Origin of the sequence: Prochlorococcus sp. MIT 1342 (assembly GCF_047304495.1) — a bacterium.
Taxonomy (GTDB): Bacteria; Cyanobacteriota; Cyanobacteriia; order PCC-6307; family Cyanobiaceae; genus Prochlorococcus; species Prochlorococcus marinus_D.
In genome coordinates this window covers 2,024,935-2,051,511 of record NZ_CP138957.1, presented here as the reverse complement: position 1 = coordinate 2,051,511, position 26,577 = coordinate 2,024,935, and the positions used below count along the sequence as shown (strand labels likewise).

Below are 26,577 nucleotides of genomic sequence, written 5' to 3'. Positions count from 1 at the left end.
GACGATCAGATTATTAATGGATAAAGATGATCTAAAGAGTCCCATTGCCGGCCCATGAAGGCCCGCCCGTTTTTGATTGCCGTGCTAGCCACGGTGTTTGTCCTGTTCTCATTGGTGGCGGGGCTTGGATGGGCTATGGCCCGCCAAAACCCTCTTCGTTTGGTTGATCAGCCACTGGAGTTGCCACGTGCTGCAAGGTTTGTGCCTCGAGATGCTGCTCTTGCCGTTCATTGGTTGATGGATCCAGTGCGTGTGCCGGCCTATGCCCAGGCTGTAGCGCCGGCACGCAACCGTCGCAAGGCTCGCGATGGTGCTCAGCAGATTCGTGATGGTGCCTTCGCACTCGCTGGTTTGGATTTTGAGTCGGAGTTGGTCGACTGGCTTGGTCCGCAAGTGAGTATGGCTCTGTTGGAACCCAATGGGTCAGAAGGATCCATGGGTTGGCTTTTGGTTCTAGAGAGTCGAGATCAGGATGGTGCGAGGCGGTTTTTGCAGCGCTTTTGGCAAGCCCGCAGCTTGGCTGGCACAGATCTGCAGATCAGCCGCTATCGGGGGATGGGAGTGATTAGTGGCAAAGGGGCTTTGAGCGGACGCAATCCACAGCCTTTGGCAACAGCATTGATCGACGATGACCTGTTGTTGCTTGCCTCCGGCCGGGGGGTATTGGAACAGGCTCTTGATGTTTCCCAGTTGTCTGATCAGCATCAACTTGGCGATCAGGAGCTTGTCGAGATCGTGCGCCAGCTTGGTGATGGTGTGGCGCTGATGGTTGCCTCGCCGTCCGCTCTTCACTCTTGGTTAGGGCTGCCTAAGCCGCTCAGCCAGCGTGAGGATCTGTTGGGTTTGGTGGCTGCCTTGAAGCCTGAAGGGTCCGATTTGGCGATGGAAGGGCTGTTGCGTTTCCATCAACCCCTGGAAGCTGTTGCAAGTGAGGCTGGAGCAGCTGATGGACTTGCTCAACTCACTGCCTCAGCTGGTGGTCAGGCGGAGGCACTCGCTTTGCTGAGTTCACCTTCTCGATTACTGGATCTCTCAGATCAAGATCCTCTGGTGCAGTGGTTAGGTCCCTTAATGCGTCAGCAGTTGAAGGCAAATGAACTGTCTTCGGCTGCCACTATTGCTGGTTTGGACGATGGACCGTTGTTATGGCTTCAGCAGCCCGAAGGCTGGCTGGTTGCCACCAAGCAGGACCATCCAGCTGTCTCGGTAGTGGATGATGCGCTGACTGAGCAGGGTTTTATTCGTTCGGATTTGCCGTCTGATGACGAATCTCTGCAGGTGTGGACGCGCTTGGCACGTCAACAAAGCTCCACTAAGAACTTGCTTGAGGCTCAGTTGGGCGTTGCTTTGGCCGAAGAGCCAGACCAGGCCTGGTGGGGGCAGACCCTTGCGGCTCTACAGCAGCGCAAGCAGGGCAAGGCGTTGCAGCCTCGTCTTCGTCAGCTGAACAATCTCAATCGAGATGATCGTCCGCTTACTCAACAGCTGGTTCTTGGTGCAAGTCCTGGTCGCGTGCAGCTTCAGCATTGGCGTCCCTGGACGTTGATGCAAACGCTTGCTGATGGTTCATTGCAGCCCAGTGTGCAGGGGTTGGCCATGGCTGTGGGGCCTGATCAAGATGAGCAAAGCTCTTCTCTTCGCATGCGTGCCCGCCTCAACCTCGGTTGATCTTTTCTTATTGCGCCATGGCATCGCTGAGCAGCGTTGCTATGGCGTTGATGATTCGCGACGCCCACTTACAGAGCAAGGAATTCTGCGCACGATGGAGGTCGCTCGTCGCTTGCAAAGCCTTGGCTTTGCTGCTGACCGTCTGCTGAGTAGTCCTTATCTGCGTGCGGCTCAGACGGCCGAACTTGCGCAGCAGGCAGGTCTGGCGGGGCGGGTGGAATTCGAGAGTGGTTTGCTGCCTGGCAGGGATCCTTGGCCTTTGCTTGAAGGATTGGTTGGGCGCTGTCTTTTGGTGGGTCATGAACCTGATTTGACCCACCTAGCAGCAAGGTTGCTTGGCATGCCTATGGGCTGCCTGGTGTTGAAGAAGGCTGGTTTTGCACATCTCAGATGGCCGCAGCAAAAACGAAGCCCTGCTGGCAGGGCAACGCTGCAGGTGTTGTTGAGGCCGTCGGTGTTGTTGCCCTGTTCCGCTTAGGTTGCCAAGCAGTTGTTGAGATGCGGTGGGGCAGGAGCAGGTTGGGGAGATTCGCCACGATCGCAGTGGCATCAGCTTTCGTCCGGGGCTGGAGGGAGTGCCAGTAACCCAATCCGCCATCTGTGATATCGATGGACTGCAGGGGCGGCTTGCTTATCGGGGTTATCCAATTGCGGAGCTCTCAGCGCATAGCAGCTTTTTGGAAACCACCTATCTGTTGATCTGGGGCGATCTGCCCAGCCCACAGCAACTTCGTGATTTTGAAGCTGAGGTGCAGATGCACCGTCGCGTGAGTTTCCGGGTACGCGACATGATGAAGTGCTTCCCAGCTTCGGGGCATCCGATGGATGCACTTCAGTCGAGTGCGGCATCCCTGGGGCTGTTCTATTCCCGTCGAGCCATCGATGACCCGAAGTACGTCTATAACGCCGTGGTGAGGCTGATCGCCAAGATTCCCACGATGGTGGCGGCCTTCAAGTTGATTCGCAAAGGGCAAGATCCCATTCAGCCTCGTGACAACCTGGCCTACTCAGCCAATTTCCTCTACATGCTCACCGAGCGTGAACCGGACCCTTTGGCGGCCAGGGTTCTTGATCGCTGCTTGATCCTGCATGCGGAACATAGTCTGAATGCCAGTACTTTTAGTGCTCGCGTGACCGCCAGTACGCTCACAGATCCTTATGCAGTGGTGGCCTCCGCAGTGGGCACCCTTGCAGGACCTCTACATGGTGGTGCCAATGAGGATGTTTTGGCAATGCTCGAAGAGATCGGCAGCCCAGAGCATGCTGGTGATTACTTGGATGAAGCGATTGCTTCTAAGCGCAAGGTGATGGGCTTTGGTCATCGGGAATATCGGGTCAAGGATCCTCGCGCTGTGATCCTTCAGGGTCTTGCAGAGGAGTTGTTTGCCCGATTCGGTACCGATGAGATGTACGACGTGGCCAAGGCGTTGGAGCAGGCGGCTGCAACCCGTTTAGGGCCTAAAGGGATCTATCCGAATGTGGACTTCTATTCCGGTCTTGTGTATCGCAAGCTTGGAATTCCACGTGATCTTTTTACTCCTGTGTTTGCTATCTCAAGGGTGGCTGGTTGGCTAGCTCATTGGCGAGAGCAACTTGGCGCGAATCGGATTTTCAGGCCTTCGCAGATTTACACCGGTGCCCAGAACAGAACTTGGATCCCTAGTGATGAGCGTGTCTCTTCTACGGGCGCCTAAGTTGCAGCCAGCTCAGCCATCACCATGGTGACCACCTTTGCCACTGCAACCTCAGGCTTGGTGAGTTCTGGCCTTGATCTGGAGTTGAGCTTTAGTCAGTCATTACAAGGGCTGGGGCTTTCCCCTCAGATGGCCCATCTCATTTGGCTGCCGCTGCCGATGCTGTTGGTGTTGACCGCGGCGATGGTGGGCGTTTTGGTCACCGTGTGGCTGGAGCGGAAGATTTCGGCGGCTGTTCAGCAGCGGATCGGACCGGAATACGCAGGAGCTCTCGGCGTGTTGCAGCCGATGGCCGATGGCTTGAAGTTGCTGGTGAAGGAAGACGTGATCCCTGTCAGGGCGGATGGCCTGCTGTTCACTCTTGGTCCGGTCCTGGTGCTTGTGCCTGTGATCCTCTCCTGGTTGATCGTGCCCTTTGGTCAAAATCTGCTGATCAGCAATGTGGGGATAGGGATTTTCCTCTGGATCTCTCTCAGCAGCATTCAGCCCATTGGCCTATTGATGAGTGGCTATGCCTCCAATAACAAGTACTCACTCTTGGGTGGGCTGAGGGCTGCAGCTCAATCGATCAGTTACGAAATCCCTCTTGCCTTGGCTGTTCTGGCAGTGGTGATGATGAGCAATTCGCTCAGCACGGTCGACATTGTTGCCCAACAAAATGGTGCTGGCTTGCTGAGCTGGAATGTGTGGCGGCAGCCTGTGGGCTTTTTGATCTTTTGGATCTGTGCGCTGGCCGAGTGCGAACGACTTCCTTTCGATCTCCCTGAAGCGGAGGAAGAGCTGGTGGCGGGTTATCAGACCGAGTACGCAGGGATGAAGTTTGCCCTGTTTTATCTCGGTAGTTACATCAACCTTGTGCTTTCGTCCTTGTTGGTCGCAGTGCTCTACCTAGGCGGATGGGGCTTCCCCATCCCGGTGGAATGGCTCGCTGGTTGGCTTGGTCAGTCGGTTGATGCTCCCTTGGTGCAGGTGATCACTGGCTCCGTTGGCATTGTGATGACAGTGCTGAAGGCTTATCTACTGGTGTTCTTAGCCATCTTGTTGCGCTGGACTACTCCACGAGTACGTATTGATCAATTGCTTGATTTGGGCTGGAAGTTTCTTTTGCCGATCGCGCTTGGAAATCTGCTGATTACCGCTGCTCTTAAGTTGGCTTTTCCTGTTGCCTTTGGTGGTTGATGCAGCCAAAGCGCTTGAAGGCGCTGGATCTCGTTCCGGGAGGACTAAGCACTTTTACTTATCCTGGTTAAAAAGCTTGTAGGATTTCTGGAATGCTCCTAGTGGGCCTCTTAGAGGTTCCTTTCGCATGTTCGGGTTCCTCAAAAAAGTTGCTGACTACACCCGCGACGCTGCGGATGCAGCGAACTATCTGATCCAGGGCCTTGCGGTCACATTCGATCACCTGCGCCGGCGTCCGATCACGGTGCAGTATCCATACGAGAAGCTCATCCCCTCAGAGCGTTATCGCGGTCGTATCCACTACGAGTTTGATAAATGCATTGCTTGTGAGGTTTGCGTCAGGGTTTGTCCCATCAACCTGCCTGTTGTGGACTGGGTGATGAATAAGGAGACGAAGAAAAAGGAGCTGCGCAATTATTCTATTGATTTCGGTGTCTGTATCTTTTGTGGCAACTGTGTGGAGTACTGCCCTACCAATTGCTTATCGATGACAGAGGAATATGAGCTGGCTGCGTACGATCGACATAGCCTCAACTACGACAATGTTGCATTGGGTCGTTTGCCAACCAGTGTGACGACAGACCCATCTGTGCAGCCTTTACGAGAGCTGGCCTATCTGCCTAAAGGGGTGATGGATCCCCATGATGTCCCTGCCAATCAACCTCGAGCCGGACAGCTCCCGGCAGAGGCGCTCAAGAGTCTGAGCTTGCAACAAGAGTCTGTTCAAGGGGATGAGGGAGAATCGTTGCAGGATGCTTCTGATCAAGAACAGCCCAGCGGATGACGATTGCTACTTCCACAGAATTAATCTGTTTCCTGGTTCTAGGCGCCGTGGTGGTTCTCGGCAGTCTTGGTGTCGTCTTGCTGGGCAATATCGTCTACTCCGCCTTTTTGCTTGGTGGCGTATTTATGGCTGTGGCTGGTCTCTATCTGCTCCTCAATGCCAGTTTTGTTGCAGCAGCACAGGTGCTGGTTTATGTGGGTGCAGTCAACGTGCTGATTCTCTTCGCGATCATGCTGGTCAACAAGCGAGAAGATTTGAAGCCGATCGAGGGATTGCCTATTCGAAGGCTGCTCTCTGGTGGAGTTTCTGCAGGGTTGTTTGTTCTTTTCTTTCGTGTGGTGATCACCACCCCTTGGGCAGTGCCAGGCCCCGCAGCGATTGGAGTAGGGGCTACTGAGCGAATTGGTGAACACCTATTTACTGACTACCTTTTGCCTTTTGAGCTGGCGTCTGTGCTTCTACTGATGGCCATGATCGGTGCAATTGTGTTGGCCCGCAGAGATGTGCTGGAGACTGATGTTGGTACAGGTGATGCTGTCAATCAGGGTCTGATCGAGAAGGCTCAAACCCCGTTGCTTGTAGATAAGTCCACGCCCTGATCAGTTCAGGACACTTTGTTTTTTCCCCTGATTGAACCCATGCTCGAGTCCTCGTCCGGTCTTGTTCCTCTTCAGGCCTATCTCTTGCTTGCAGCGATGCTTTTCTGTATCGGCGTGTGGGGGCTGATCAATAGCCGCAATGCTGTTCGGGTTTTGATGAGCATTGAGCTGATGCTCAATGCGGTGAATATCAATCTGATGGCATTCTCTTCATATATTGATGGTGATCTGATCCGCGGTCAGGTCTTTGCGGTGTTTGTGATTACTGTTGCTGCTGCAGAGGCAGCTGTGGGTCTTGCGATCCTCCTTTCCTTGTATCGCAATCGCGCCACTGTGGATATGGAGCGCTTCAATCTGCTGCGCTGGTAAGGAGACCCAGGCATGCGTCTCGATTTGGTCTGGGTGATCTATCGGGCGGGAAGTCATTCTGCGCATCGTGAAGCCTGTTGTTGTGTTGACGAGCTCCAAGCGCTTGGAGTGAAAGTGGTGATGGCCAAGAGTGGAGTGACGGCCAACCCTTTCCCCGATTTATTGGCCTCAGAAGCCGGCCTGCCTGATTTGGCTGTTGTGCTTGGGGGCGATGGCACGGTGCTCGGTGCGGCTCGTCATCTTGCCGTTCATGATGTACCAATCCTTAGTTTCAACGTCGGCGGGCATCTAGGTTTTCTGACGCATGAACGCTGTTTACTTGATGGCGGTCAGCTATGGCAGCGATTGTTGCAGGACAACTTTGCTTTGGAGCGCAGGATGATGTTGCAGGCTGCAGTGGACAGCCGCTCCCCTGCTGAACGAACTGCTCGACCTACTGCTTCGCTCCAGGATTTGAATGGGACTAAGGCACCGCACTGGGCCCTGAATGATTTTTATATGCGTCCTTATCGCGATGATGTGTCGCCTACCTGCACCCTTGAACTAGAGATCGATGGTGAGGTGGTGGATCATTACCGTGGCGATGGTTTGATCTTGGCGACACCCACAGGGTCTACCGGCTACTCGATGGCGTCTGGAGGGCCGATTCTTCACCCTGGCATTGATGCCATCATCGTGAGTCCAATTTGTCCGATGAGTCTCTCTAGTCGTCCTGTCATCGTGCCTCCAGCTTCACGGCTCGTGATTGGGCTTCTGGGAGAAAACACTCGCCGGGTGAAGCTCTGGAAAGATGGGGCGAGTGGTGCCCTGCTTGAACCAGGCGAGTGTTGTGTTGTTCAGAGGGCTCGGCACCATGCATTGATGGTGGTTCTTGAACAGAGCCCCTCTTATTACAGAACTCTCACGCACAAGCTGCATTGGGCGGGAAGTCTGCTCAACAATCAACCATCTCCCAGCTGAAGCTCATGGGCCTCGAGATCGAACGGAGGTTTTTGGTTGTGGGAGAAGAGTGGCGAGCTTTCGCAGGACCGGCCTTGCCTTTGCGTCAGGGTTACCTGGCCGGGTCTTCTCAAGGGTTCACTGTCAGGATGAGAATCATGGCGATGGAGCAGGCTTGGCTCACCCTCAAGGCTCCTGCTGAGGGTATTGCTCGCCATGAGTTCGAATACCGGATCCCTCTAGTTGATGCAGAGGCTCTCTGGGGTTTGGCGCCTGATCGTCTGATCAAGACACGTTATGAACTAAGCCTTAAAGGTGGTGATTGGGTGGTCGATTGCTTTGAAGGAGCGAATGCTCCTCTTGTGCTAGCGGAGGTGGAGCTTGTCTCTGCGGAGGATCGGCTAGAGATTCCCGCGTGGTGTTGGCAGGAGGTGACTGGTGAATCTGAGTGGAACAATGCCGCTTTGGCCCGCACTCCTATTCAGCAATGGTCCGATCAGAGGCGCCGAGATTACGGCCTGGCTTGACCAAAGCGCCCCAAGGGCCTTTATAATCTCTTAACAGTTCCGGTCGAGGGAGCTGGTTGTTCGGGCAGCAGAGGCTGCGGGAAGGCAACTTGTGTTTGGTTTGTACGATACCGATGGCATCCTCCGCTTTACATGCCGGGATCGTGAGGCTTGTATGGCCTATGTTGAGTTGTTTGATCTCGAGTCCGAAGGATGTTCTTTGATGCCCATCCCAGAGCCCGCTGTGCTTGGGTTTAGGAGTCAGAGTCGGAGTCGTCTGGCAAGGAGCAACAATTGAAACCATCGCGGCAGATCTTGCCGTGATCCATGGCCCAGTTCAGAAGGGCTACACGATTTTTTGAGCCTGTTTTGGTGAACATGTTGCTGACATGATTGTCGACAGTTCGCTTGCTGATGGTTAGCTTTTCAGCGATTTCTTGGTTGGTTAGCCCGTCGGCGACAAGGTCAATGATTTCCATTTCCCTTGAAGAGAGTGAGATATGAACGGAACTGGGGATTTTGCCTGTGGCCATTTCCTCCCCATTGATTATCTCCGTTCATCTTACGCAGACTTTGGGCAAGCGATCCCTCATAGTTGGTGAGTAAGTGAAGGACATCGTGATTTGAGTTCAGCCTTGCAGCGCTCCATCGAGGCCGGAGCGGTGACGATCACTGCTGAGGTCATGCCTCCTCGTGGTGCAGATCCTGTTCATTCCTTGATGATGGCTCAAGGTTTGAAAGGTTTTGTTCATGCCATCAATGTGACTGATGGCAGCCGAGCAGTGATGCGGATGAGCAGCCTTGCTCTCTGCCGGTTGCTGTTAGATGAGGGGCTTGAACCGATTTTGCAGCTCGCTTGCCGTGATCGCAATCGGATCGCCCTTCAATCAGATTTACTTGGAGCTCATGCTCTGGGTATTCGCAACGTGCTCTGCCTTACAGGTGATCCGGTTCGGGTTGGTGATCAACCTGAGGCGAGACCTGTTCATGACTACGAGTCGGTGAAATTGCTGCATCAGGTCGCTGCCTTCAACCGTGCTGATGACCCTGTTTCGGGATTACTCCCTGATGGAGCGACTGCTTTGTTTGCTGGGGCCGCTGCCGATCCCAATTGCCAGAGCTTGAGTGGTCTGCGGCGTCGCCTCGAACGAAAGAAGGAGGCCGGCGCTCGCTTTCTTCAGACTCAGATGGTGATGAAACCCGCTGTGCTTGAACACTTTTGCAATGAGGTGGCCAATCCCCTTGGGTTGCCTGTGCTTGCTGGGGTGTTTTTGCTGAAATCAGCTCGTAATGCAAGCTTCATTAATAGGGTTGTGCCTGGAGCATGCATTCCTGAATCACTTGTGGCTCGGCTGGAGCAAGCATCTGATCCAATGGCTGAGGGGATCGCTATTGCTGCTGAGCAGGTCAGGAGTTACTTGTCTCTTGCCCAGGGCGTCCATCTGATGGCCGTGAAAGCAGAAGAGTGCATCCCCGAGATTCTGGATCAGGCTGGGATAAAGAAATTGATGGATCCGTAGTATTAAATTCAGTCATACCAACTAATCTTGAGAACTGCGCTAAGATTTGGGGACGTCCCTGATTCATCCCCGAATGAGTCCTGACCAAGTAATTCATGGATCAAAATCCCTAGAGCTTCCCCGAAAAGAGGATGCACTCCACTTGCTGGAGGCCGTTCTACAAAACGCTGGATATGACGCTGGTGACCTGCAAATTGCATTAGAAGCAATTGATCATGCCAAAAAAATTAGGAGTAATAAGAAAAAAGAGACGATATCGGACTCTTATTATATTGATAAAACTTTGATCTACGAAGATCATGAGGCTTTCATCTATACACGAGCAGATCACGTACGAAAGAATTGGTATTTCAGTCTCTGGGACAGTAAGTCACATAAACCTGTCCGAAGAGCTTTAAAAACTACTGATAAGACCCAAGCCATCACAAGAGCCAGACTGCTCTATGTTGAGATTAAAGGTAAGATTGATAGAGGAGAAAGGCTAAAATCAATTAATACTATTGAGCTTATTCAGCTGTGGGATGAGAAAGTCAAAGCACAAATTACTAATATCCCGCATGAAGGCATTACGGAGGGTAGATACAAGGTAATCTTCCAGCATGTAAGGCATTGGAAAGAGTATATTGATTCTCTTGGCCTGTTAAATACAGCTATTGACAGGATAGAACCGCATAGAACAAGAGATTTTGGAACTTATCTAAAGAACAAACCCAAGCGTGCATACAAGAATAAACCAAGGAACCTTCAGCTAATTAATAGCAATATCAGTGAAATTAAGCGAATGTATAAAGAATTAGCTGTAAGAGATAAATATATCAGTGCATCTCAGGTGCCAGAAATAGATTTTATAAAAACACAGAAGGAGGAGGGCTATAAACGTGATATCTTCACAGAAGAACAGTACGAAAGGCTATGGAGATATATACAATTTACATATGTCACTAAGAAGCACAATCCTGAGCGTACAGCAGAACAACTTGAGATAAGAAAGATTTGGAAGGAGTTCATATTTATTTTGTCCAATGTTGGATTTCGGCCAAAGGAACTTCTCGGAATCAGGATGCATGAGATAACTGATAATCCAAATTGGGATACAAAGAGAAGAGAAACAGACTTGCTGATGAAGGTATGTAAGGAGAATTCAAAGACAGGTAGAGCAAGAGTTTGCGTAGCGCCAGTGAAGAAAAGAATTGAAAGAGTACTTGATTCATATAGAAAGTTGGGAATTACTCATGAACCAACTGATGTTCTTTTCATTAGCTATCAAAGGATTAGAGGTGAAGTAGAAGAACGCAAACCTTATTCAAGAGAGGTATTTGCTTGCAGACTGAATGAAGTACTCAAGGCTAGTGGTCTACAGGAGGAGTTAGATCGAGAAGGTAAATCAATAACTTTATATAGCTTTCGCCATCAGTACGCTTGTTGGCGGTTGAGATACGGAGATGTACCAATACACTTATTGGCCAAACAAATGGGCACATCAATTCAGAAGATTGAACAAACCTATGGACATATCGAGGTTGAGCAACAAGCAGATTTGATCACCAAAGCGCAAGACCATATCAAGAAAGCTGGATTTATCCTAAATAAGCCTGAGGTTATAGAGGAAGAGGATATTAATTACATGGCAGGAAAAGTATTAAGATAGAATCTCAATGGACAAAACAACAAAATAGAATCAGGACTCATTCCAACTCTTGGCTATTAAGCACATCTTGAGCTCTACAGATATCCTCAATATTTATAATATTGGCTCTCTTGAGATTTACGGGCAAATATTAAAGCGAAAGATTGATTATTTTCTATCCGGCGGAATAATATATATTAAGTAAGAATGTAATATGCGTTTGAGAATGTGAAAATTAGGAAGATGTTTAATAATTCAATTCATGTCAACTAGCCTGCAGATGCAGAAGCGTTTAGACAAAATTCAAGGGCTGATAGATGAAGGCTATACTCTTGAGAAAAAATTTGGCTTTCCTCTTTTAAAAACATCAGAAGGCAAGTCCAAACCTGTAGGTGGATTTAATTCTCCTACAGGATTTTCATGGATAGGATTCTTCTTTCCATTCGCTGTTTGCACTCAAATACGGGAATGGAGTTATTTCTACATTAATGGTATTCTCCTTACCGCAATTTCTCTTGTTTCATTAAAACTTAATCTTTCGTCAGATGTTTATACAGGATCACAAGTTGGGATTGGAGTAATGTACGGCTTTTATTATCCTTATCTTCGTTATCTTGCGAACAAAAAAGATATTAAAGAGATTCCAATCTTAATATCAATTTTTCTTGGAATAATTTTAACCTTTTTGTGTGGGTTGCCTTCGGCGATAATCGATTCAATTGCCGAATTATAGCTTGCTAGATCTTCCCAGCCAACACGCTCTAGGTATCGATGTTGCATGAATTTGATAATTCAATTAAAATAGATATAATATATTTTTGATAATGAAAGCTCTGCTATTGTTAGTTATCCTTGCATCGAGTCACGGCTCTGCACTTGCTGGTTACAATGCAATCTACTTTGCACCCAAGAACAATGTAGTAGGTGCATCATATGGACAAGAGACAAAGGAAGAGGCGTTAAAAAAAGCTCGGAAACAATGTAGGTCGAGATGGGGAATAGGATGTAAATACGCTATTTGGTCAACTCGCTGTAGCTCACTGTATGTCTCACCTAGAAGTGGTAAATATGGATGGGGAGCAAGCTGGGGCAACAGCCGGGCAGAAGCCAACAAGAAGGCTTACAAAGCATGTAAAAAAAAGAATATAGCTTGTGTAAGGAGAATTGCTGCCTGCGAGGATGCTTATGAAGACCCTGAGCTCAAGTAGGTAATTTGTCTTTAATTTAGCAGCAGGCAATTATAGATGGAGTTTTGTGGCCATGATGCCAATGTTTTACTTAAATATTATGAAATGCTGGACGTCAGGGAAAGAGCAGAAGAACTGACGGCTCTACCATTTGGTAAAACTAAGAAACAAGATATAAAGGTTGAACTGTTTAGCAATTAAATCACACTCACAACTGCAACTCCCAGCTAATACACCTAATGGCACGCAGAAATGCAGGTTTTCTGGTGTTTACCATGAAGATTTGCATCATTATAGGCGCCCCGAGCGTTCTCTTGTGCTATTATGTGCGTGGTCAGGCTATCGAGACCCTCTAGCCTTCACTAAAGCATTTCAAATTAATCAATAACTGCCATTAGGAGTCAGCTCGTCTATTGGTTCACCACCAACTAATGGCGTTGGCTTCTACTGAGGAAGCCGTTTAAACACAACATGTCATCAACACAGACCGATTCACCTAAGCAAGTAATTAACGAAGCATCTACTAAAGCAGCCATTATCGAAGCAGCTAAAGAATTTATCTCGCTGCAAGATGATCAGCTCTCTAGTAAAGCTAAGTTGATTCAAGCTCTACAGGAGGAGAAAAAGGCATTGACATACGTCTTGATTGCTACTTCTTCATTCGGATTCCTATTCTGATATTACTTACCATTCGTAAGGCTGGTATTTTTTTGTGGAAGTTGATAAACAACAAAAGGTAACTGGAAATGATAGCTCTCATTCTTACGTATGTTTATCCAAAAGACTCCAATGAGTTGGTCATTCATAAATAGTTCATCATTATCTGGATAAATGTCGTTGACAACCTCATTCTCTCGTTCAGCCCAAGACATCTCTCGAAGGAAACCTGGTTTATCATCATAATTATCAACACGATAATCCATATGGTTATCTTTATTTATTCCTAACGTTGATAGCTTTTCAATTACCCAATCGTCCATATATTTAAACTGGTACGAATAATCACTGTATCGTCGAAAACCTGGTTTCTTGTCCTCTGTCATTTGTCATTAATGAATGATGACAACTATAACTGTTCATGTCGCGATAAGCTATATGTTATGTTCACCACAGATCTCTAGAGGCGTCTAGAATCACTCCTAAATCACTTCAGGGTACAAAGTGTCAAGACAAGCTCAAGGACGTGGTTAGAGGGCCTTCGAGAAGGGTGCCAGCAGTGAATACATTACTATTCCAAGAGCCATAGCTGACTATGGGCCCTGTTCAGATGATCTACATGCTCACGATAGACATCCAGAAGCTCCTGTGGCGGTTCTAAAGATAATCCAGGTGGGATTCATCGCAAGGGTGTGCTTTCGCAGCTCTCAGGGCCTCTTAGGGCAGAGTTGACATGACTTACGTATACAGGCATAAGCTCAAGAATCACCATATACATCGAGAAATAAATATTAATTACTCATAAAGGACAATAAGCGATAACATTTTGCAAGAGAGGATCGAAGGTTAATTAAAGTCAAAAAACCCAATTAATCAGTTGTATTATTTACCATGTGATTTTGCTATAAGTTATTTGTGGCTTATTCAAAGGAATCTGAGTTTTCCATCCAAAAACTTGTAGATATCAATGGTGAAGACTCAATGATGTCGAGAAGGATAGAAACATACTATGGTACATATGGAGAAGATCATTATACTGGTGGGAATGGAAAAGATATTTATTATGGTCTATCGGGGAATGATGTAATTACTGGTTTGGGAGGAGATGACCAATTATATGGAAATCAGGGTAATGACACTATCTACGGTAACAGCGGCAATGACACCCTCTACGGAGGAAAAGATTATGATGTCATATATGGTGGCAAGGGTAATGATAAGATCTATGGTAATATGGCTAGAGATAAACTATATGGCAATATAGGTGATGACTGGCTTCATGGAGGTTCGGGTGATGATTTTCTTTATGGCGGTGCAGGTGCTGATTGCTTTGTTTATTCCAAAGGGATGGACTATATATATGATTTCCGTGAGAGCGAAGGTGATTATATTTCTATACCAACCGACCGTTTGTATCGGTATCAGCTAATTAGATCTGGAAACAATCTTCAGGTAGGTGGTTGGTATTCTGGCAGTTATTCAAGGGATCTTATAATAGTTGACTATTACAAATTGAATTACAGCGGCACTGGTGATACTATACCAATTACTGGCGGTAAATTGTACAGCTATAATGCACCTGAGACTACACCAGTTGACATTTTTGATATTTTTGCTTAATGCATAGATGTCATAAATTATTAGCAATTATAATTGTCTATCTCTAATAACTAATAACTTACTGGAAAGATGGATTACTTATTTATCTAATATTATAAACTGATTCGTTGCCCAGCAGAGCCTGTGCAGCTTTAAAGACTTCTTTGCTTAGGATTCAACCTAGGCGAATTTTTGATGCCTCACAGCGCCTTAGAGCTATGAGTTCTTGAATAACAACTAATACACAGGATGTACTGGTAACCTAGCTATAAAGGAAAAGATTTAGCACCACCCTATACAGTCATGAATAGCGCTAACGGACGTATATAGGGAGAAGCCACATCAGTTACGTATACAGGGAGAACTAATGACAAACGTATACAGGGAAAACCAATGACTGATGTATAGAGGGAGATTTAGATGACACATGTATAGAGGGGGATACACATGACTGACCTATACAGGGTTATGTGGCGGTAACGCACCTATACAGGTATAAGCTCGACCACCACCGTATAGAGGGAGAACCAATGACACACCTATACAGGGGAAACTCACATCACTTACGTATACAGGGATAAAGACACATCACCCCCGTATAGAGGAGAAAGACACATCACTTCCCTATACAGGAGAAAGACAGATCACTGATGTATAGACGGGAAAGGTTAATGAGTGACATATACACGGGAAAAGACAGATCACTTCCCTATACAGGGGAAAGGCCGATCAGTCATGTATAGAGGGATAAAGAGCGATCACTGATGTATACAGGGAGAAACGTTAACCACCCCCGTATATAGGAATAAACAAAGTCAAGTTGGACTTTAAACGAAATGACATAGCTAATGAAGAACCATTAGTGAGTAAGTTTAGTTATCTTCTATAAAATAACTGTGCTGACAGTCATGCTACTGTTGAATATAAAGTTAAGTCTTAGATCTAAAGTTTCTAACTCTGCTTTCTTTCCAGGTTTGGGGTCCTGATTTCTTTGCTGTATGCCTTGGTGACGTCTTTATTCAAGACTTAACAATGGGGGGTAGGGGGGTTTTTTTCCTTTCTTTCACTTGCCTTACCTGGTGACATCTAACTAGAGCATAACTAAGATAATAACGACACAAACCTAGTAGTAGTAGTAAGGCGAGCATTTGCGTGAGCAAATGGGAGTCTTCCCTATCTAATAAATCAGATGCAAAGGAAGTGTAAGCAGATTATCCAGATGGTACTGGTTACGAAGTAACAATTACCATAATGATAATACTATTACTACTGCTCTGCATCTGAATAAATAAACAACTAACTACCACCTAACCAAATGAAGTATTCAAATGAGTTTATAAAGGAAGATACACTTCTGACTCCAACTTCTACACAGATAGGAATTGAAGGATGGCTAACTGATGAACAACATCTTTACCAGCCTAATAGATTCGGAGAGTACATAGTTAAGTTTCAACCATATACACCTTGGGATGCTCAGATATTTAATGAGATGGGAGAGGAATGTCAGAGACAAGTAGACATGATGAAGTCTCCTTATTCAAGTAAGGTTGCATCTAACAGTTATATAGATAGCCAAGGTGTAGCTTATGCTTCACAACTGTTTAGTCCACATCTAGAGATATCAGAAGAGGAGTATATCCATAAATATAAAGGAAGATTATCTGATGACGTCTTCGAGATTAAAGGCTTCTTCAAGGATGGACCTGATGGACAGGTCTTCTTTCAGATTGCTTACCTTGATCTAATGCCAAGTAGCTATCCATAAGTTAACGACCAATGGTATGAATGTCGCTAAAAGCTTTACCTAATAGTTCCATTTTTGTAGCTATTCAGTCGGTAGATCTGGTTAGGGTGGAGCTGGATCTACCACTTATCAAAATACTAGTAGGAACGGAATCCACAACTAGTAGATGGTAAGAAGAACGTTGATAGTTGGAGGTGGTTAGTAGTTTTAGTTACTTGCAATTCTTTTTGAAAACTTTTAAAAATTTAGAATCTTTCGCTCCTAACTCAATCGCCTTACTTCTATCTCTACATGAATTCCTCTTGTCTCCTTTGGCCCAATAACTACTACCTCTATTCTTCCAATAAATACGATAATCCGGATTAAGACTAATAGCCTTACTATGACCAGCTATTGCTTTATCGAATAAACCCAAGGCTGCATATGAGCTAGCACGATTATCATAAGCTGCTTCATAAAGCGGATTGACATATATGGCTTTACTATAGTTTTCTATTGCAGCTGAATAATTCCTTAGCATTTTATATGCGAGCCCACGGACATTCCATGAGCGGGGATCATCAGGAAAATCAATAACCAATTGATTGGATAATTTCAAAACCTTATTATATTGTTGCTGCTTGAAATAGTTTTTAACTAAAGCATATCGCTGCTCACTAATAGATTCTTTGGGTTCTTCTCCCCAACGTCTTTTCCATATTGAATGCCCTGCATCTTTAGGATCAAGTGCATTGTATTGATCAACCGCCAACGTATCAATAACAGGACAATACTTTCTAGCTACAGCACTAGCCACAGGATCATTACTTACATGCATCCAACCCTTCTTAAACCCTCCTGCTGTACTTAAGTCACCTTTAATATTATATGTTTGGTCCTGGCAATCAAGTTCATACCTGAACCTTTGATGTTGTGTACCACCTGGTCTACCTGGTGTATAAGAAGGTGCCACATAGCCAGTGCGATAGCAATTAGTTGTAGTTGAAGTGGATGAACCGTAAGTAGAACAATTTAAAGTTCCACCACTACCTGGACTATATGAACCACTAGTCCCGCTATAGGTGTTTGCTGTTCGACCTATAAAAGTTAAGTATCGTCCATACTTCCCTCTAATCTTTAGTTGTCTTACTGAATCCTTTTCATAGTTGTAGGTAGAAGGTGTCGATACTTCTACTTCATTTTCATTCGACTCAACCTCAGACGATGGTTCAGTTCTTGCCTCGATACATCCTTTGTAATCTTTGGCATCTATACACAGCTTATGAAGTTCAGCATCAATCTCAGCTACAGCAGAAAATGGACTAATAACAACAGCAGACGCTGTAATTATTAGACTAAGTGGTTTAATCATCGTTTTCCGGATCTTCAGTTGGCTTTGCTTTATGTTGTGGTAACTTGAAATTAGCATTAATTCCATCCAAGTTAATATCGTTTAATGGTTGCTTTGATTTGTCCCAACATTCGGATAAGTTGATATCTTTGTTTGTGTCTTCTGGGTTATTCATAGTGTCTATCCTCTCGTATTAGTATAGCCAACCTCTTGGAAATTACCAGGACTGGAATATTAGAGGAATCTAGCGGAGATTACGTAATTAGATCACCTTGGCTTATCTACATTTCTTCTCCGGTATTTATAGCATTTTTTATTGAGCATCTTTTCATAATCTTTTGGGTCTGCGAACCCTCTCCCATAAGCACCTTTGTTAACGACAAAGCCTTGTGGTATGGCGTAGTAGGCAAACTCCGATGTCATTTCTCCTTTCCTCCATTGTTCACAATAATAGCGAGTTATCTCTTCTTCTGACATTTGATTTCCACAGCCAGTCATATTGATAGCAAATGCCATAAGCGGAAGCATTACCTTTTTTACTCTGCTCTCCAGTTGCAAAACATCTCCTTTATGCAATGCTTTAATTTTATCAATAGTAGCGCTTCTTGACGGAATTACCAGAACTAAAATATTAAAGGAATCTACCGGATCCTATTTAGTCTTTCTCATCCTTCCTCTTTAGACTAAATAATTATCTAGGGGCTGAATATTCCTTTTCTTCAATGGACTGCATGTTAAATAAGTCCCATGCACTCATCACAATTCCACCTATCAATACTGTAAATATCATTAGCAGACTTACCCTGGCAAACCACTTCCTGGTTTTGCTTGGAGAAGTAGATAAGGAGGCTAAGCCAAGATATTTTATATAGCCAAGATTAGGATTATACCTTGGCATGTTCTTTTGCTGCTCATAGAAATCTCTTTCTTGTTGTTCATCCATAGTTTATATTTAACTTGCTTAGGTATAGCAAGACTCTGAAGGAATTACAAGAAAAAATAATTCTCAGATCGGACTAAGCTTTTATGACACAAATGTCCGAAGGCTTATCTTAATAAGCCAAGGACCGAATAACCCCCATACCCCATCTCTAAAACAATACAATGAATAAAACTAACTCACTATCTAAAACAAACAAGAAGGACGTAGCTCCAAAGGAAAAGTAGGTTCAACTAAGGATCAAGGAGCTTGATAAGTGGCTAAAGAAAACAGAGATGTAAAGCTCAACTCACGGCGATAGTCTTTATCGTCGCGGCCATTGACACACTCCCTCGCTGTGGCCGCTCGGTCGTTTATCTGCTTCGTTTAATGCGTCATAGAACGCACCAGCCTGTGGCCGGCTGGCGCTTATCTGCTCCGCTTAGGGGTTAAGTAGGAACGCTCCCTCGCTGTGGCCGCTTCGGTCGCTTACATGCTTCGATTAGAGGTCACCTACTGAATCGCTCGCAGTGGCCGCTCGCTTCCTACTTCGCTTCAATCTTCTGCATTTAGGTTTTCGCCCTATTGCATGGAGCCATACACGCCATTCTAAGACCTCTCTACGAACCTCAAGCGAACAACGACCACGCAACTAACGTGGTCTTATCTTCATAAGCAAAGGCGGCTCAGAAGGCCATGCAGGGCTGCCTGAAGGAATGCCTTATTTATACACACTACTCACACTCACTTAAGCTGCATTGGATAACAATGCAGTTGTAGATTGACTCGCTGGGAGATTATCTAGAAGGTTGCGGCCGCTTCAGTAGGTGAACTTGCTAGCAGCTTCCTTAGATCTTTATTCTCTTCCGTGAGCTTCTTGATTTGATTATGCAATTCAACATTCAGAGCTTTCTGCTTCTCTAGCTTTGCTTCTAGGTTGACACTCTCCATCTTCAGCTTTTCAAACTGATTGATTTTTTCCTCATTAGTAGCTGATTTGATTTGTTTCTCTGCTTGTGCGACAAGGTCATCGATTTGACGACGCACTTGGGACTTGGTATTGCCGATGATCTTCGTCAGGTCCTGTTCCGTGTAGCCTTCGCCCCTTTTTATTTTATTGATTGCATGAGTCCTCTTGCCTGCATCTACTGAGCCTATTCTCGCCAGAACTCTTGCTGAGACTCTCGCTAAGGCTTCGTCGGGCACGTCACTATCTCTTATCCAACTCTCATAAGCTTTAACTAGATCACGAGCCATCCGGCCGGACATTTGCAATGCTCCGCTCTCGGTCAATGCTGTCCAGTTTTTGTTTTTAACATCTTTCTTGATTTCATATAGAGCGCTTGCGCTCGCCCTTACGGCATTGCCAGCAGTCGCTATTGCTTCGTTGGCAAGTACAACGTTCGTCTTCATGTTCTCTACCTGGCTAGGCGAGAGCTTGTTGATGCACGCCCTTGAGAGCTGCAGGCTGTCGATAGCGCTATCAAGGTTCTGGTCGTATTCCGCTATGCCAGATGAGGTCACGGGGTCTCGGCGATGAATGGGCTGAATATAGTTGCTGTGGACGAGATGTCCAAAGGGATACGAGCGTACTATTGGCGCAAGCGCATTTCTCTCGTCTGGCATGCTATAGGTATTTATACTTACTCACACTCATCTGCTTATCTGTTCGCTGGCTTGCTAGGTGTAAATACTTATATATAATTCTTCTCATTCTTCGCTGCGATTTTGCTGCACTTATTGCGATGGAGTTTCTGCTTAATTTTGTTGCAAACAGTTCACGTCATGTCATCCCTGATTCGTCCCTGGCAACCTTAGGCCCTTCTAATCCCTTGCTATCACAGCTTGTTTGTATGGTTCATTGATCAGGCTGGAATCAGCTGGGTGCCGGTGTGAGGTCTGTGCCAAGGAGTTCGGCCATGGCCTTCTGCTGAGGAGATGGTTCCACCAGGTCTTGGCGCCTTGCATCGGTGATCAGCCAATCAAGGGCTGCTTCTTGAAGGTCAAAGTGATCGCCGTTTTTGCCAACGCAGTAACGGCCAAACACCAGCTTTTCCACCAGCTGCACACCAGCTCCAATACGGGAATAGTCAAAGATGATCGAGTTGTCCACGGTTGCCCCTTCGCAGATGCAACAGCTAGGGCCGATCATTGATGGCCCAATAATTGTTGCACCATCTTCAATGCGGGTCATGCCACCCACATAAATTGGCCCTTGCACATTGATCTTGTCCCAGTTCGCGGCAACGTTCAAGCCTGTGTAGATCCCAGGACGGACTTCCTTGCCAGGGATGCCTACTTGGCGAACCTCTCCTTGCAGCACGCTGCGAATGGCCCTCCAATAATCCGGAACCTTGCCAATGTCCACCCATTCGAAATCCATGGGTAGGGCGAAGAATGGTAAGCCCATCTCCACCAGCTTGGGGAATAGGTCAGAGCCGATATCGAAGGGTTGGTCGGAAGGAATGTGCTCGAAAATCTCTGGTTCAAAGAGATAGATGCCTGTGTTGATTGTGTCGCTCAGCGCTGCATCAGTGGAGGGTTTTTCTTGGAATGCCTGAACACAATCATTCTCGTCTGTGACCACCACGCCATAGCTGCTGACTTGATCTTTGGGGACTCGTTTGGTCACCAAGCTCGCCAGAGCGCCTTTGGCTCGATGGCGTTTTACGGCTTCTGAGAGGTCGAGATCAATTAGGGCGTCGCCACAGAGCACCACAAAGGTGTCATCAAAGAATTGTTGAAAATCCTGGATTTTTTTGAGGCCGCCAGCGGAACCAAGGGCATCACCAATCAGTTCTCCCTCTTCGATGCGTCCCTCGAAGCTGTAGGCGATTTCTACGCCAAAGCGCTGGCCATCGCGGAAGTAGTTTTCAATTTCCTCAGCTAGGTGAGACACATTCACCATTACTTCTTTGAATCCGTGCTCCTTCAGCAGTTCGAGCAGAAACTCCATCACGGGTTTCTGAAGGATGGGAATCATCGGCTTGGGGATCACGTGGGTGATCGGCTGGACGCGCGTCCCTTTGCCGGCCGCCAAAATCATCGCCTTCATTGGCGTTGTTAGGCCTCAGCTCGTTTAAACAACATAGACCTCCATTCAAGCGGCATTCACGACTTCGGCCGGAGTGGCAGCTGGCACGTTAAGGCTGGTAAGTGGGAGCTGAGCAATGGTTCCTGGGGCCAGCAGTCGCTTCAGTCGTAGGGGGGCATAGAGGGATCCTTCCTGTGCCAGCTCCACTTTTCCCTGTGAGCATAGAAATAACAGAGCCCAGAACACGCCCACCCGATCCGTGTCCAGGTCTGCTGTTGAGACCTGTTCCCACTGACCAACCAACTGCTCGAAATCAACCCAGTGTAGGGCCTGCTCCCAATCGTTGAGGAAAACTCCTAAGGCTGCAGTCGTTTCAGGAAGTTTTTCCCGGTGCGCTAGAGCTGTGACTTGGGCAATGGCCTCACGCTCGCTCAAACGTTTATTGCGTTTGCGGCGTCGCTGTTGCAGTTCGTCGGATTCGAGTTGTTCGGCGATGGATTCCAGTTGTTCGATGAGCTCGCCAAGAGTCACTGGCCTGCGAAGGGGTGGTGGTGCTGCCGGACGACGTAAGAGGTGGCGCTCTGGGCGCCTGGGAAGCGCAAAACTTGGATCTAGCCAGCCTTGCTCTCCCAGCTCTGCTTCGAAGCCTTCTTCAAACAGAGGTTCCGGCGGAAAGGTTTGGGCTTCGAGAACCTCTGCTTTGAGACCAACCAGGACTGATGCGGCCAAAAAGGCTTCGCTGCTGTCTGCTAAATCCTGTTCATAACTGCCGCCTTGCCGTTGAACTTGTGCGGCCACTTGCCGGGGCACCTCAATCCGCTGGCGTAGTTGATCGAGGAAACCATCAACCACAGCGATCACATCGACATCCCAGGGATCTAATTCACCTCGCTCTGCGGCATCTTGCAGCAGGCGGATTGCAAGGCGTGCGCCTGAATCAGCCCCCCTGTTCAGTCCCTCATCCTGCAAGGTAAAGATCACGCTTGAAATAAGTTATCGATCTTGTTAGGCGCGCGCTAGGGGGACCCTATAGACCATCATGCTTTTAAAGAGTTATATGAATTGTGTTAACAGGAAGCTGATGAGGTGGTTTCTAGTCAGCTTTCGTCTCAAAGTTTGATCATTTTGCTTGGTCTTGGTCGGTTGAGTTGGTGGCTTAGAGGCTGAGGTAGGGATTGCTTGGCATGGTTCTACATCAGGCACTCCCGGCAGTGAATAAGCATCTATTGCTAGCCCTTAGACTTGCAATAACATCCAAAAGGGCTCGAGAGAATTCTGAATCGCTTTGTTGAGGTCGAGGCACAAGATCAAGATGAAACTGATCTGGCAAATTCCTTAAAACAGCAACTAGCTCATCATTACTGCTGCAGACTTCAGGGTGTGTCGCTGTGCAAAGAAAGGCTGAAGCTCTTATTTCCTAGTGAGCTGCTCCTATCGCGTTTGAGTGATCGGCAGCCTTGGGGATGAGACCAAAGCAGGCGTCATGGTGGTGTTTCGAATCATCAATGCTGAGGGTTTTTTGATGCTTTGCAGGGCTAATTCATCTCGCTTTACTAATTCTTGGATGGATGCGGTATAGCTATCGGTCATGAGTCGGGGGTAGAGGCCAATGCCGATGATCGGCACGAGTAAGCAGCTAATGATGTAGACCTCTCTTGGTTCGGCATCAACCAGGTTGGTATGGGAGACCAGTTGGGCATTCTCTTTGCCGAAGAAGATTTCTCTCAGCATTGAGAGTAGATAGATTGGGGTAAGGATAACGCCGATTGCCGCAAGCCCTGCAATCACAATCCGGAAAGTCAGCGTGTAGGCCTCATCGGTAGCAAAGCCCACGAACACCATTAATTCAGAAACAAAACCACTCATGCCAGGCAGAGCGAGGGAGGCGAGTGCACAGACAGTCCATAGGGCGAACATGATTCGCATCTTTTGACCCACTCCTCCCATCTCATCAAGTTGCAAGGTGTGGGTGCGGTCGTAGGTGGCTCCTACAAGGAAGAACAGACTGGCGCCGATTAGACCATGACTGATCATCTGCAGCATGGCGCCACTCGTTCCTAGGGCACTGAAGCTGCCAATCCCGATCAGTACAAAGCCCATGTGGCTAATTGAGCTATAGGCGATCTTGCGTTTGAGGTTGCGCTGGGCGAAGGAGGTGAGAGCGGCATAGATGATGTTGACCACCCCAAGCACGATGAGAAGTGGGGCGAACTGGGCATGGGCTTCAGGTAGCAGTTGAGCGTTAAAGCGCATCAAGGCATAGCCGCCCATCTTCAGCAGGATGCCTGCAAGCAGCATGTGAACTGGCGCCGTTGCTTCTCCATGGGCGTCTGGTAGCCAGGTGTGTAGAGGCACAATTGGCAGCTTGACGCCGAAGGCAATGAGCAGTCCGGCGTAACAGAGCAACTGGAAACCTGTCCCAAAGCTTTGTTGGGCGAGGTTGGTGTATTCGAAGTTGGGTGTGCCTCCGCCAAAGAACCCCATGGCTAGGGCCACCAGCAGGATGAACAGCGAACTGCCAGCGGTATAAATGATGAATTTTGTGGCTGCATATTGCCTTTTTTTGCCACCCCAGATCGCTAGCAGCAGGTAGACCGGCAACAATTCCAGTTCCCAGGCCAGGAAGAACAGCAGCATGTCTTGAACGGCAAAAACTGCGATCTGGCCGCCATCCATTGCCAGTATCAGGAAAAAGAACAGCTTGGGTTTGAACGTCACTGGCCAGGCTGCCAGGACTGCCAGTGCTGTGATGAAACTGGTGAGCAGAATGAGTGGCATCGAGATGCCATCTGCTCCGACGGCCCAGGTGAGGCCCAGATCAGGTAGCCAGCTCACCCGTTCGGATAGTTGTAAGCCGCTCAGGCTGGGGTCATAGCCGTATAGGTAGGCAGCCACGGTGATCAGAAAGGTCACCAGGGCGATGCCGAGTGCAAACCAACGAACCTGCTTACCCTCCCCTTCATCAGGGATGAACGGCACCAGAAAGGCCCCCACAATCGGGAACAGAATTGAGAGGCTCAGCCATGGGAAGTTAGCGCTCACTTGATCACTCAGCAGCTCGGCACCTGTGTCCAAGGGTGCGCTTATGGCAAACTCCAGCACGGACAGGCCTTTTCAGCACTGGTCGGAGTGTAGAAATGCTTGGCGTTCTGACACTGCATCGATAGGCGATAACACACAATTTGGTTTATCAGCTCACAGGATTGCCTAGGACGCCGAAAAGCACGACTAAGGCGATGACACCACCGAAAACGATGAGGGCGTAAAACTGAGCGCGGCCTGTTTCAAAGTACTTAAGACCTTCGCCACTTCCAAGCGTGAGTAGGCCGGTGAGATTCACCACGCCGTCAACCACCTTGGCATCCACTTCAAGCACTTCACGAGCCAGTTTGCGGCTGCCGCGTACGAAGATCTTTTCATTGATGTCATCCAAATACCACTTGTTGGCCAGGAAGGTATTGATGACAGGGAAACGATTGGCAAATAGTTCTTCGAGATCGAGGCGGTGCAATGCATAAGTCAAGACAGCCAAGCTGATGCCTGCTGTTGAGATCGCCACTGAAGCACCTGCGAGTGGCAGGAATTCACTCCAGTTGAATGTTGTGGCCATTTCAAGGGCCTCCTCTGGGTTGAGCAGGCCTGCAAAGCGGCTGTTCCAGGGGGTGCCGAGTAGACCAATCAGCATCGAGGGCACTGCCAAGACTGCTAATGGCAGAGTCATGGACCAGGGCGACTCATGCAGGACCCCACCATGATGAGGATGCTCGTCTTCACTGCCTTTGCCCGCAGCAGCAAGCAGGTTTGCCTGAAGGGTTTTGTCGTCTCCGCGGAATGGCCCTTCAAATGTGAGGAAGTAGAGGCGGAACATGTAGAAGGCCGTCATCCCTGCTGTCAGAAAGCCCACAACCCAGAGCAATGGGAAGGTTGTGAATGCTTGTCCAAGAATTTCGTCCTTGCTCCAGAAGCCTGCTAAAGGGGGAATGCCGCTGATGGCAATGCAGCCGATCAGGAAGGTGATGGCTGTGATCGGCATTTTTTGGCGCAGGCCGCCCATCAGCCTCATGTCTTGGGCCAGGATGGGCTCGTGACCAACAACGTCTTCCATGGCGTGGATCACTGAACCTGAGCCAAGGAAAAGCATGGCCTTGAAAAAGGCATGGGTCACCAGGTGGAACATTCCTGCTACGGGAGCGCCGCAGCCCATCGCCAGCATCATGTAGCCAAGTTGAGACACCGTGCTGTAAGCCAGTCCCTTCTTGAGGTCCATCTGGGTGAGCGCGATCGACGCTCCCAGAAAACAGGTGATTGTGCCGATCACGGCGATCACCAAACCCACCATGGGGAACTGGCTGTAGAGAGGTTCGAGCCTGGCAACGAGGAAGACACCGGCTGCCACCATGGTTGCCGCATGGATGAGAGCTGAAATTGGTGTGGGCCCTTCCATGGCATCGGGAAGCCAAACATGAAGGGGGAATTGAGCTGACTTGGCCATCGGCCCCATGAAGACCAATAGGCATAAGGTCAAGGCCGCCCAGCCTGGAACGGTGCCGTTCGCGATGGCATCTGACAAGCCATTCGCAATGCCATGGAAATCAAAACTGCCCGTTGCCCAGAAGAGTCCGAGAATGCCAAGGAGCAAGCCAAAATCACCCACACGGTTGACGACAAAAGCCTTTTGAGCTGCATGGGCGGCACCATCTCGGTCGTACCAGAAGCCCACCAGGAGATAGGAGCACATCCCTACAAGCTCCCAAAACACGTAGATTTCGAGAAGGTTGGGGCTGATAATCAAGCCCAGCATCGAGCTGCTGAATAGGGCTAGATAGGTAAAGAAACGCACGTAGCCCTTGTCGTGGGCCATGTAGCCGTGGGAGTAGACCATCACCAGCAGAGCGATGGTGGTGACCAGGGCAAGCATCACGGCCCCAAGGGGATCAATCACATAACCCATTGGCAGAATGAAACTGCCGGCGCTGGCCCAGACGAAGAGATGTTCGACAGGTGCAGCACCGCTCAGCTGCTCGGCGAGGACTGCATAGCTCAAGACGGCGGCAGCACCTAGAGAGGTGAGCAGCAGCACAGCTACCGGCTTACGCAGGCGGTTAATGGTGCGGTTGAAACTGATTAGTCCCAGGCCTGTGGCGATCGCTCCTAGTAGGGGGAACACCGGGATTAACCAGGCGAGGTCGGCGGCCGAGGTCATCCGGTCCAGGCAGGAT

General features: G+C 48.2%; 26 protein-coding genes. 16 read left to right on the top strand and 10 right to left on the bottom strand.

What is annotated here, in order from left to right; genetic code table 11:
* The first annotated feature begins 54 nt into the window (after positions 1 to 54).
* The 9 genes from SIB79_RS10570 to SIB79_RS10530 all read left to right on the top strand — a co-directional run bounded on the left by SIB79_RS10570 (position 55) and on the right by SIB79_RS10530 (position 7,759).
* Positions 55 to 1,668 (top strand): DUF3352 domain-containing protein, encoded by a 1,614-nt coding sequence (locus tag SIB79_RS10570; RefSeq protein ID WP_063404729.1) that lies wholly within the window; start codon positions 55 to 57, stop codon positions 1,666 to 1,668.
* Positions 1,646 to 2,146, top strand: a complete 501-nt coding sequence (gene sixA, locus SIB79_RS10565; protein ID WP_328585528.1) for a phosphohistidine phosphatase SixA — start codon at positions 1,646 to 1,648, stop codon at positions 2,144 to 2,146. The genes SIB79_RS10570 and sixA overlap by 23 nt, the downstream gene beginning before the upstream one ends.
* Positions 2,147 to 2,171: 25 nt before the next feature.
* Positions 2,172 to 3,362, top strand: a complete 1,191-nt coding sequence (locus SIB79_RS10560) for a citrate synthase (protein ID WP_063404733.1) — start codon at positions 2,172 to 2,174, stop codon at positions 3,360 to 3,362.
* A gap of 60 nt (positions 3,363 to 3,422) precedes the next feature.
* Positions 3,423 to 4,541, top strand: a complete 1,119-nt coding sequence (nuoH, locus tag SIB79_RS10555; RefSeq protein ID WP_196757156.1) for an NADH-quinone oxidoreductase subunit NuoH — start codon at positions 3,423 to 3,425, stop codon at positions 4,539 to 4,541.
* Positions 4,542 to 4,668: 127 nt separating this feature from the next.
* A complete protein-coding gene (gene ndhI / locus SIB79_RS10550) occupies positions 4,669 to 5,325 on the top strand; it encodes an NAD(P)H-quinone oxidoreductase subunit I (protein WP_063404735.1) in 657 nt (218 codons plus the stop codon).
* Positions 5,322 to 5,924: an NADH-quinone oxidoreductase subunit J gene (locus SIB79_RS10545; RefSeq protein ID WP_063404737.1), complete on the top strand. Its 603-nt coding sequence runs from the start codon at positions 5,322 to 5,324 to the stop codon at positions 5,922 to 5,924. The genes ndhI and SIB79_RS10545 overlap by 4 nt, the downstream gene beginning before the upstream one ends.
* A gap of 39 nt (positions 5,925 to 5,963) precedes the next feature.
* A complete protein-coding gene (nuoK, locus tag SIB79_RS10540; protein WP_063405376.1) occupies positions 5,964 to 6,293 on the top strand; it encodes an NADH-quinone oxidoreductase subunit NuoK in 330 nt (109 codons plus the stop codon).
* A gap of 12 nt (positions 6,294 to 6,305) precedes the next feature.
* The gene (locus SIB79_RS10535) at positions 6,306 to 7,253 is read left to right on the top strand and encodes an NAD(+) kinase (protein ID WP_063404739.1); all 948 of its coding nucleotides are present in this window, start codon (positions 6,306 to 6,308) and stop codon (positions 7,251 to 7,253) included.
* Between the two features lie 5 nt (positions 7,254 to 7,258).
* A complete protein-coding gene (locus SIB79_RS10530; RefSeq protein WP_063404741.1) occupies positions 7,259 to 7,759 on the top strand; it encodes a CYTH domain-containing protein in 501 nt (166 codons plus the stop codon).
* Between the two features lie 233 nt (positions 7,760 to 7,992).
* On the opposite strand, the gene SIB79_RS10525 is transcribed toward SIB79_RS10530, so the two are convergent.
* Positions 7,993 to 8,271 (bottom strand): helix-turn-helix domain-containing protein, encoded by a 279-nt coding sequence (locus SIB79_RS10525; RefSeq protein ID WP_011827256.1) that lies wholly within the window; start codon positions 8,269 to 8,271, stop codon positions 7,993 to 7,995.
* Positions 8,272 to 8,361: 90 nt separating this feature from the next.
* Here SIB79_RS10525 and SIB79_RS10520 point away from each other — a divergent pair, with 90 nt between their 5' ends.
* The 5 genes from SIB79_RS10520 (at position 8,362) to SIB79_RS10500 (ending at position 12,750) form a co-directional block, all read left to right on the top strand.
* Positions 8,362 to 9,258: a methylenetetrahydrofolate reductase gene (locus SIB79_RS10520; protein ID WP_063404743.1), complete on the top strand. Its 897-nt coding sequence runs from the start codon at positions 8,362 to 8,364 to the stop codon at positions 9,256 to 9,258.
* Positions 9,259 to 9,331: 73 nt separating this feature from the next.
* Positions 9,332 to 10,906, top strand: a complete 1,575-nt coding sequence (locus SIB79_RS10515; RefSeq protein ID WP_063404745.1) for a tyrosine-type recombinase/integrase — start codon at positions 9,332 to 9,334, stop codon at positions 10,904 to 10,906.
* A gap of 241 nt (positions 10,907 to 11,147) precedes the next feature.
* Positions 11,148 to 11,618: a DUF2628 domain-containing protein gene (locus tag SIB79_RS10510; RefSeq protein WP_063404747.1), complete on the top strand. Its 471-nt coding sequence runs from the start codon at positions 11,148 to 11,150 to the stop codon at positions 11,616 to 11,618.
* 91 nt (positions 11,619 to 11,709) lie between these two features.
* A complete protein-coding gene (locus tag SIB79_RS10505) occupies positions 11,710 to 12,093 on the top strand; it encodes a DUF4189 domain-containing protein (RefSeq protein WP_063404749.1) in 384 nt (127 codons plus the stop codon).
* A gap of 450 nt (positions 12,094 to 12,543) precedes the next feature.
* On the top strand, positions 12,544 to 12,750 hold the full coding sequence (locus SIB79_RS10500; RefSeq protein WP_063404750.1) for a hypothetical protein: 207 nt from the start codon (positions 12,544 to 12,546) through the stop codon (positions 12,748 to 12,750).
* A gap of 2 nt (positions 12,751 to 12,752) precedes the next feature.
* Here the strand turns inward: SIB79_RS10500 and SIB79_RS10495 are convergent, their stop codons facing one another.
* Positions 12,753 to 13,115: a hypothetical protein gene (locus tag SIB79_RS10495; RefSeq protein WP_063404752.1), complete on the bottom strand. Its 363-nt coding sequence runs from the start codon at positions 13,113 to 13,115 to the stop codon at positions 12,753 to 12,755.
* Between the two features lie 529 nt (positions 13,116 to 13,644).
* Here SIB79_RS10495 and SIB79_RS10490 point away from each other — a divergent pair.
* Both SIB79_RS10490 and SIB79_RS10485 read left to right on the top strand, forming a co-directional pair.
* On the top strand, positions 13,645 to 14,349 hold the full coding sequence (locus tag SIB79_RS10490; protein ID WP_063404754.1) for a calcium-binding protein: 705 nt from the start codon (positions 13,645 to 13,647) through the stop codon (positions 14,347 to 14,349).
* Between the two features lie 1,294 nt (positions 14,350 to 15,643).
* Positions 15,644 to 16,096: a hypothetical protein gene (locus SIB79_RS10485; protein ID WP_063404756.1), complete on the top strand. Its 453-nt coding sequence runs from the start codon at positions 15,644 to 15,646 to the stop codon at positions 16,094 to 16,096.
* A 190-nt stretch (positions 16,097 to 16,286) separates the two neighbouring features.
* Here SIB79_RS10485 and SIB79_RS10480 read toward each other — a convergent pair whose 3' ends face one another.
* The 8 genes from SIB79_RS10480 to SIB79_RS10445 all read right to left on the bottom strand — a co-directional run bounded on the left by SIB79_RS10480 (position 16,287) and on the right by SIB79_RS10445 (position 26,561).
* Complete coding sequence (locus SIB79_RS10480; RefSeq protein WP_196757650.1) at positions 16,287 to 17,426, bottom strand: tetratricopeptide repeat protein; 1,140 nt, start codon at positions 17,424 to 17,426, stop codon at positions 16,287 to 16,289.
* A gap of 246 nt (positions 17,427 to 17,672) precedes the next feature.
* Positions 17,673 to 17,981 (bottom strand): hypothetical protein, encoded by a 309-nt coding sequence (locus SIB79_RS10475; protein ID WP_063404759.1) that lies wholly within the window; start codon positions 17,979 to 17,981, stop codon positions 17,673 to 17,675.
* Positions 17,982 to 18,096: 115 nt separating this feature from the next.
* Positions 18,097 to 18,348, bottom strand: coding sequence for a hypothetical protein (locus SIB79_RS10470; protein ID WP_063404761.1), 252 nt, complete (start codon positions 18,346 to 18,348; stop codon positions 18,097 to 18,099).
* Between the two features lie 777 nt (positions 18,349 to 19,125).
* Positions 19,126 to 19,848: a hypothetical protein gene (locus tag SIB79_RS10465; protein ID WP_236072711.1), complete on the bottom strand. Its 723-nt coding sequence runs from the start codon at positions 19,846 to 19,848 to the stop codon at positions 19,126 to 19,128.
* A gap of 352 nt (positions 19,849 to 20,200) precedes the next feature.
* A complete protein-coding gene (locus SIB79_RS10460) occupies positions 20,201 to 21,379 on the bottom strand; it encodes a nucleotidyltransferase family protein (RefSeq protein ID WP_011131377.1) in 1,179 nt (392 codons plus the stop codon).
* 45 nt (positions 21,380 to 21,424) lie between these two features.
* Positions 21,425 to 22,327, bottom strand: coding sequence for a segregation/condensation protein A (locus SIB79_RS10455; protein WP_063405378.1), 903 nt, complete (start codon positions 22,325 to 22,327; stop codon positions 21,425 to 21,427).
* A 462-nt stretch (positions 22,328 to 22,789) separates the two neighbouring features.
* Positions 22,790 to 24,460, bottom strand: coding sequence for an NAD(P)H-quinone oxidoreductase subunit 4 (locus SIB79_RS10450; protein WP_063404765.1), 1,671 nt, complete (start codon positions 24,458 to 24,460; stop codon positions 22,790 to 22,792).
* A gap of 88 nt (positions 24,461 to 24,548) precedes the next feature.
* Positions 24,549 to 26,561: an NAD(P)H-quinone oxidoreductase subunit 5 gene (locus SIB79_RS10445; protein WP_063404767.1), complete on the bottom strand. Its 2,013-nt coding sequence runs from the start codon at positions 26,559 to 26,561 to the stop codon at positions 24,549 to 24,551.
* Positions 26,562 to 26,577 lie beyond the last annotated feature (16 nt).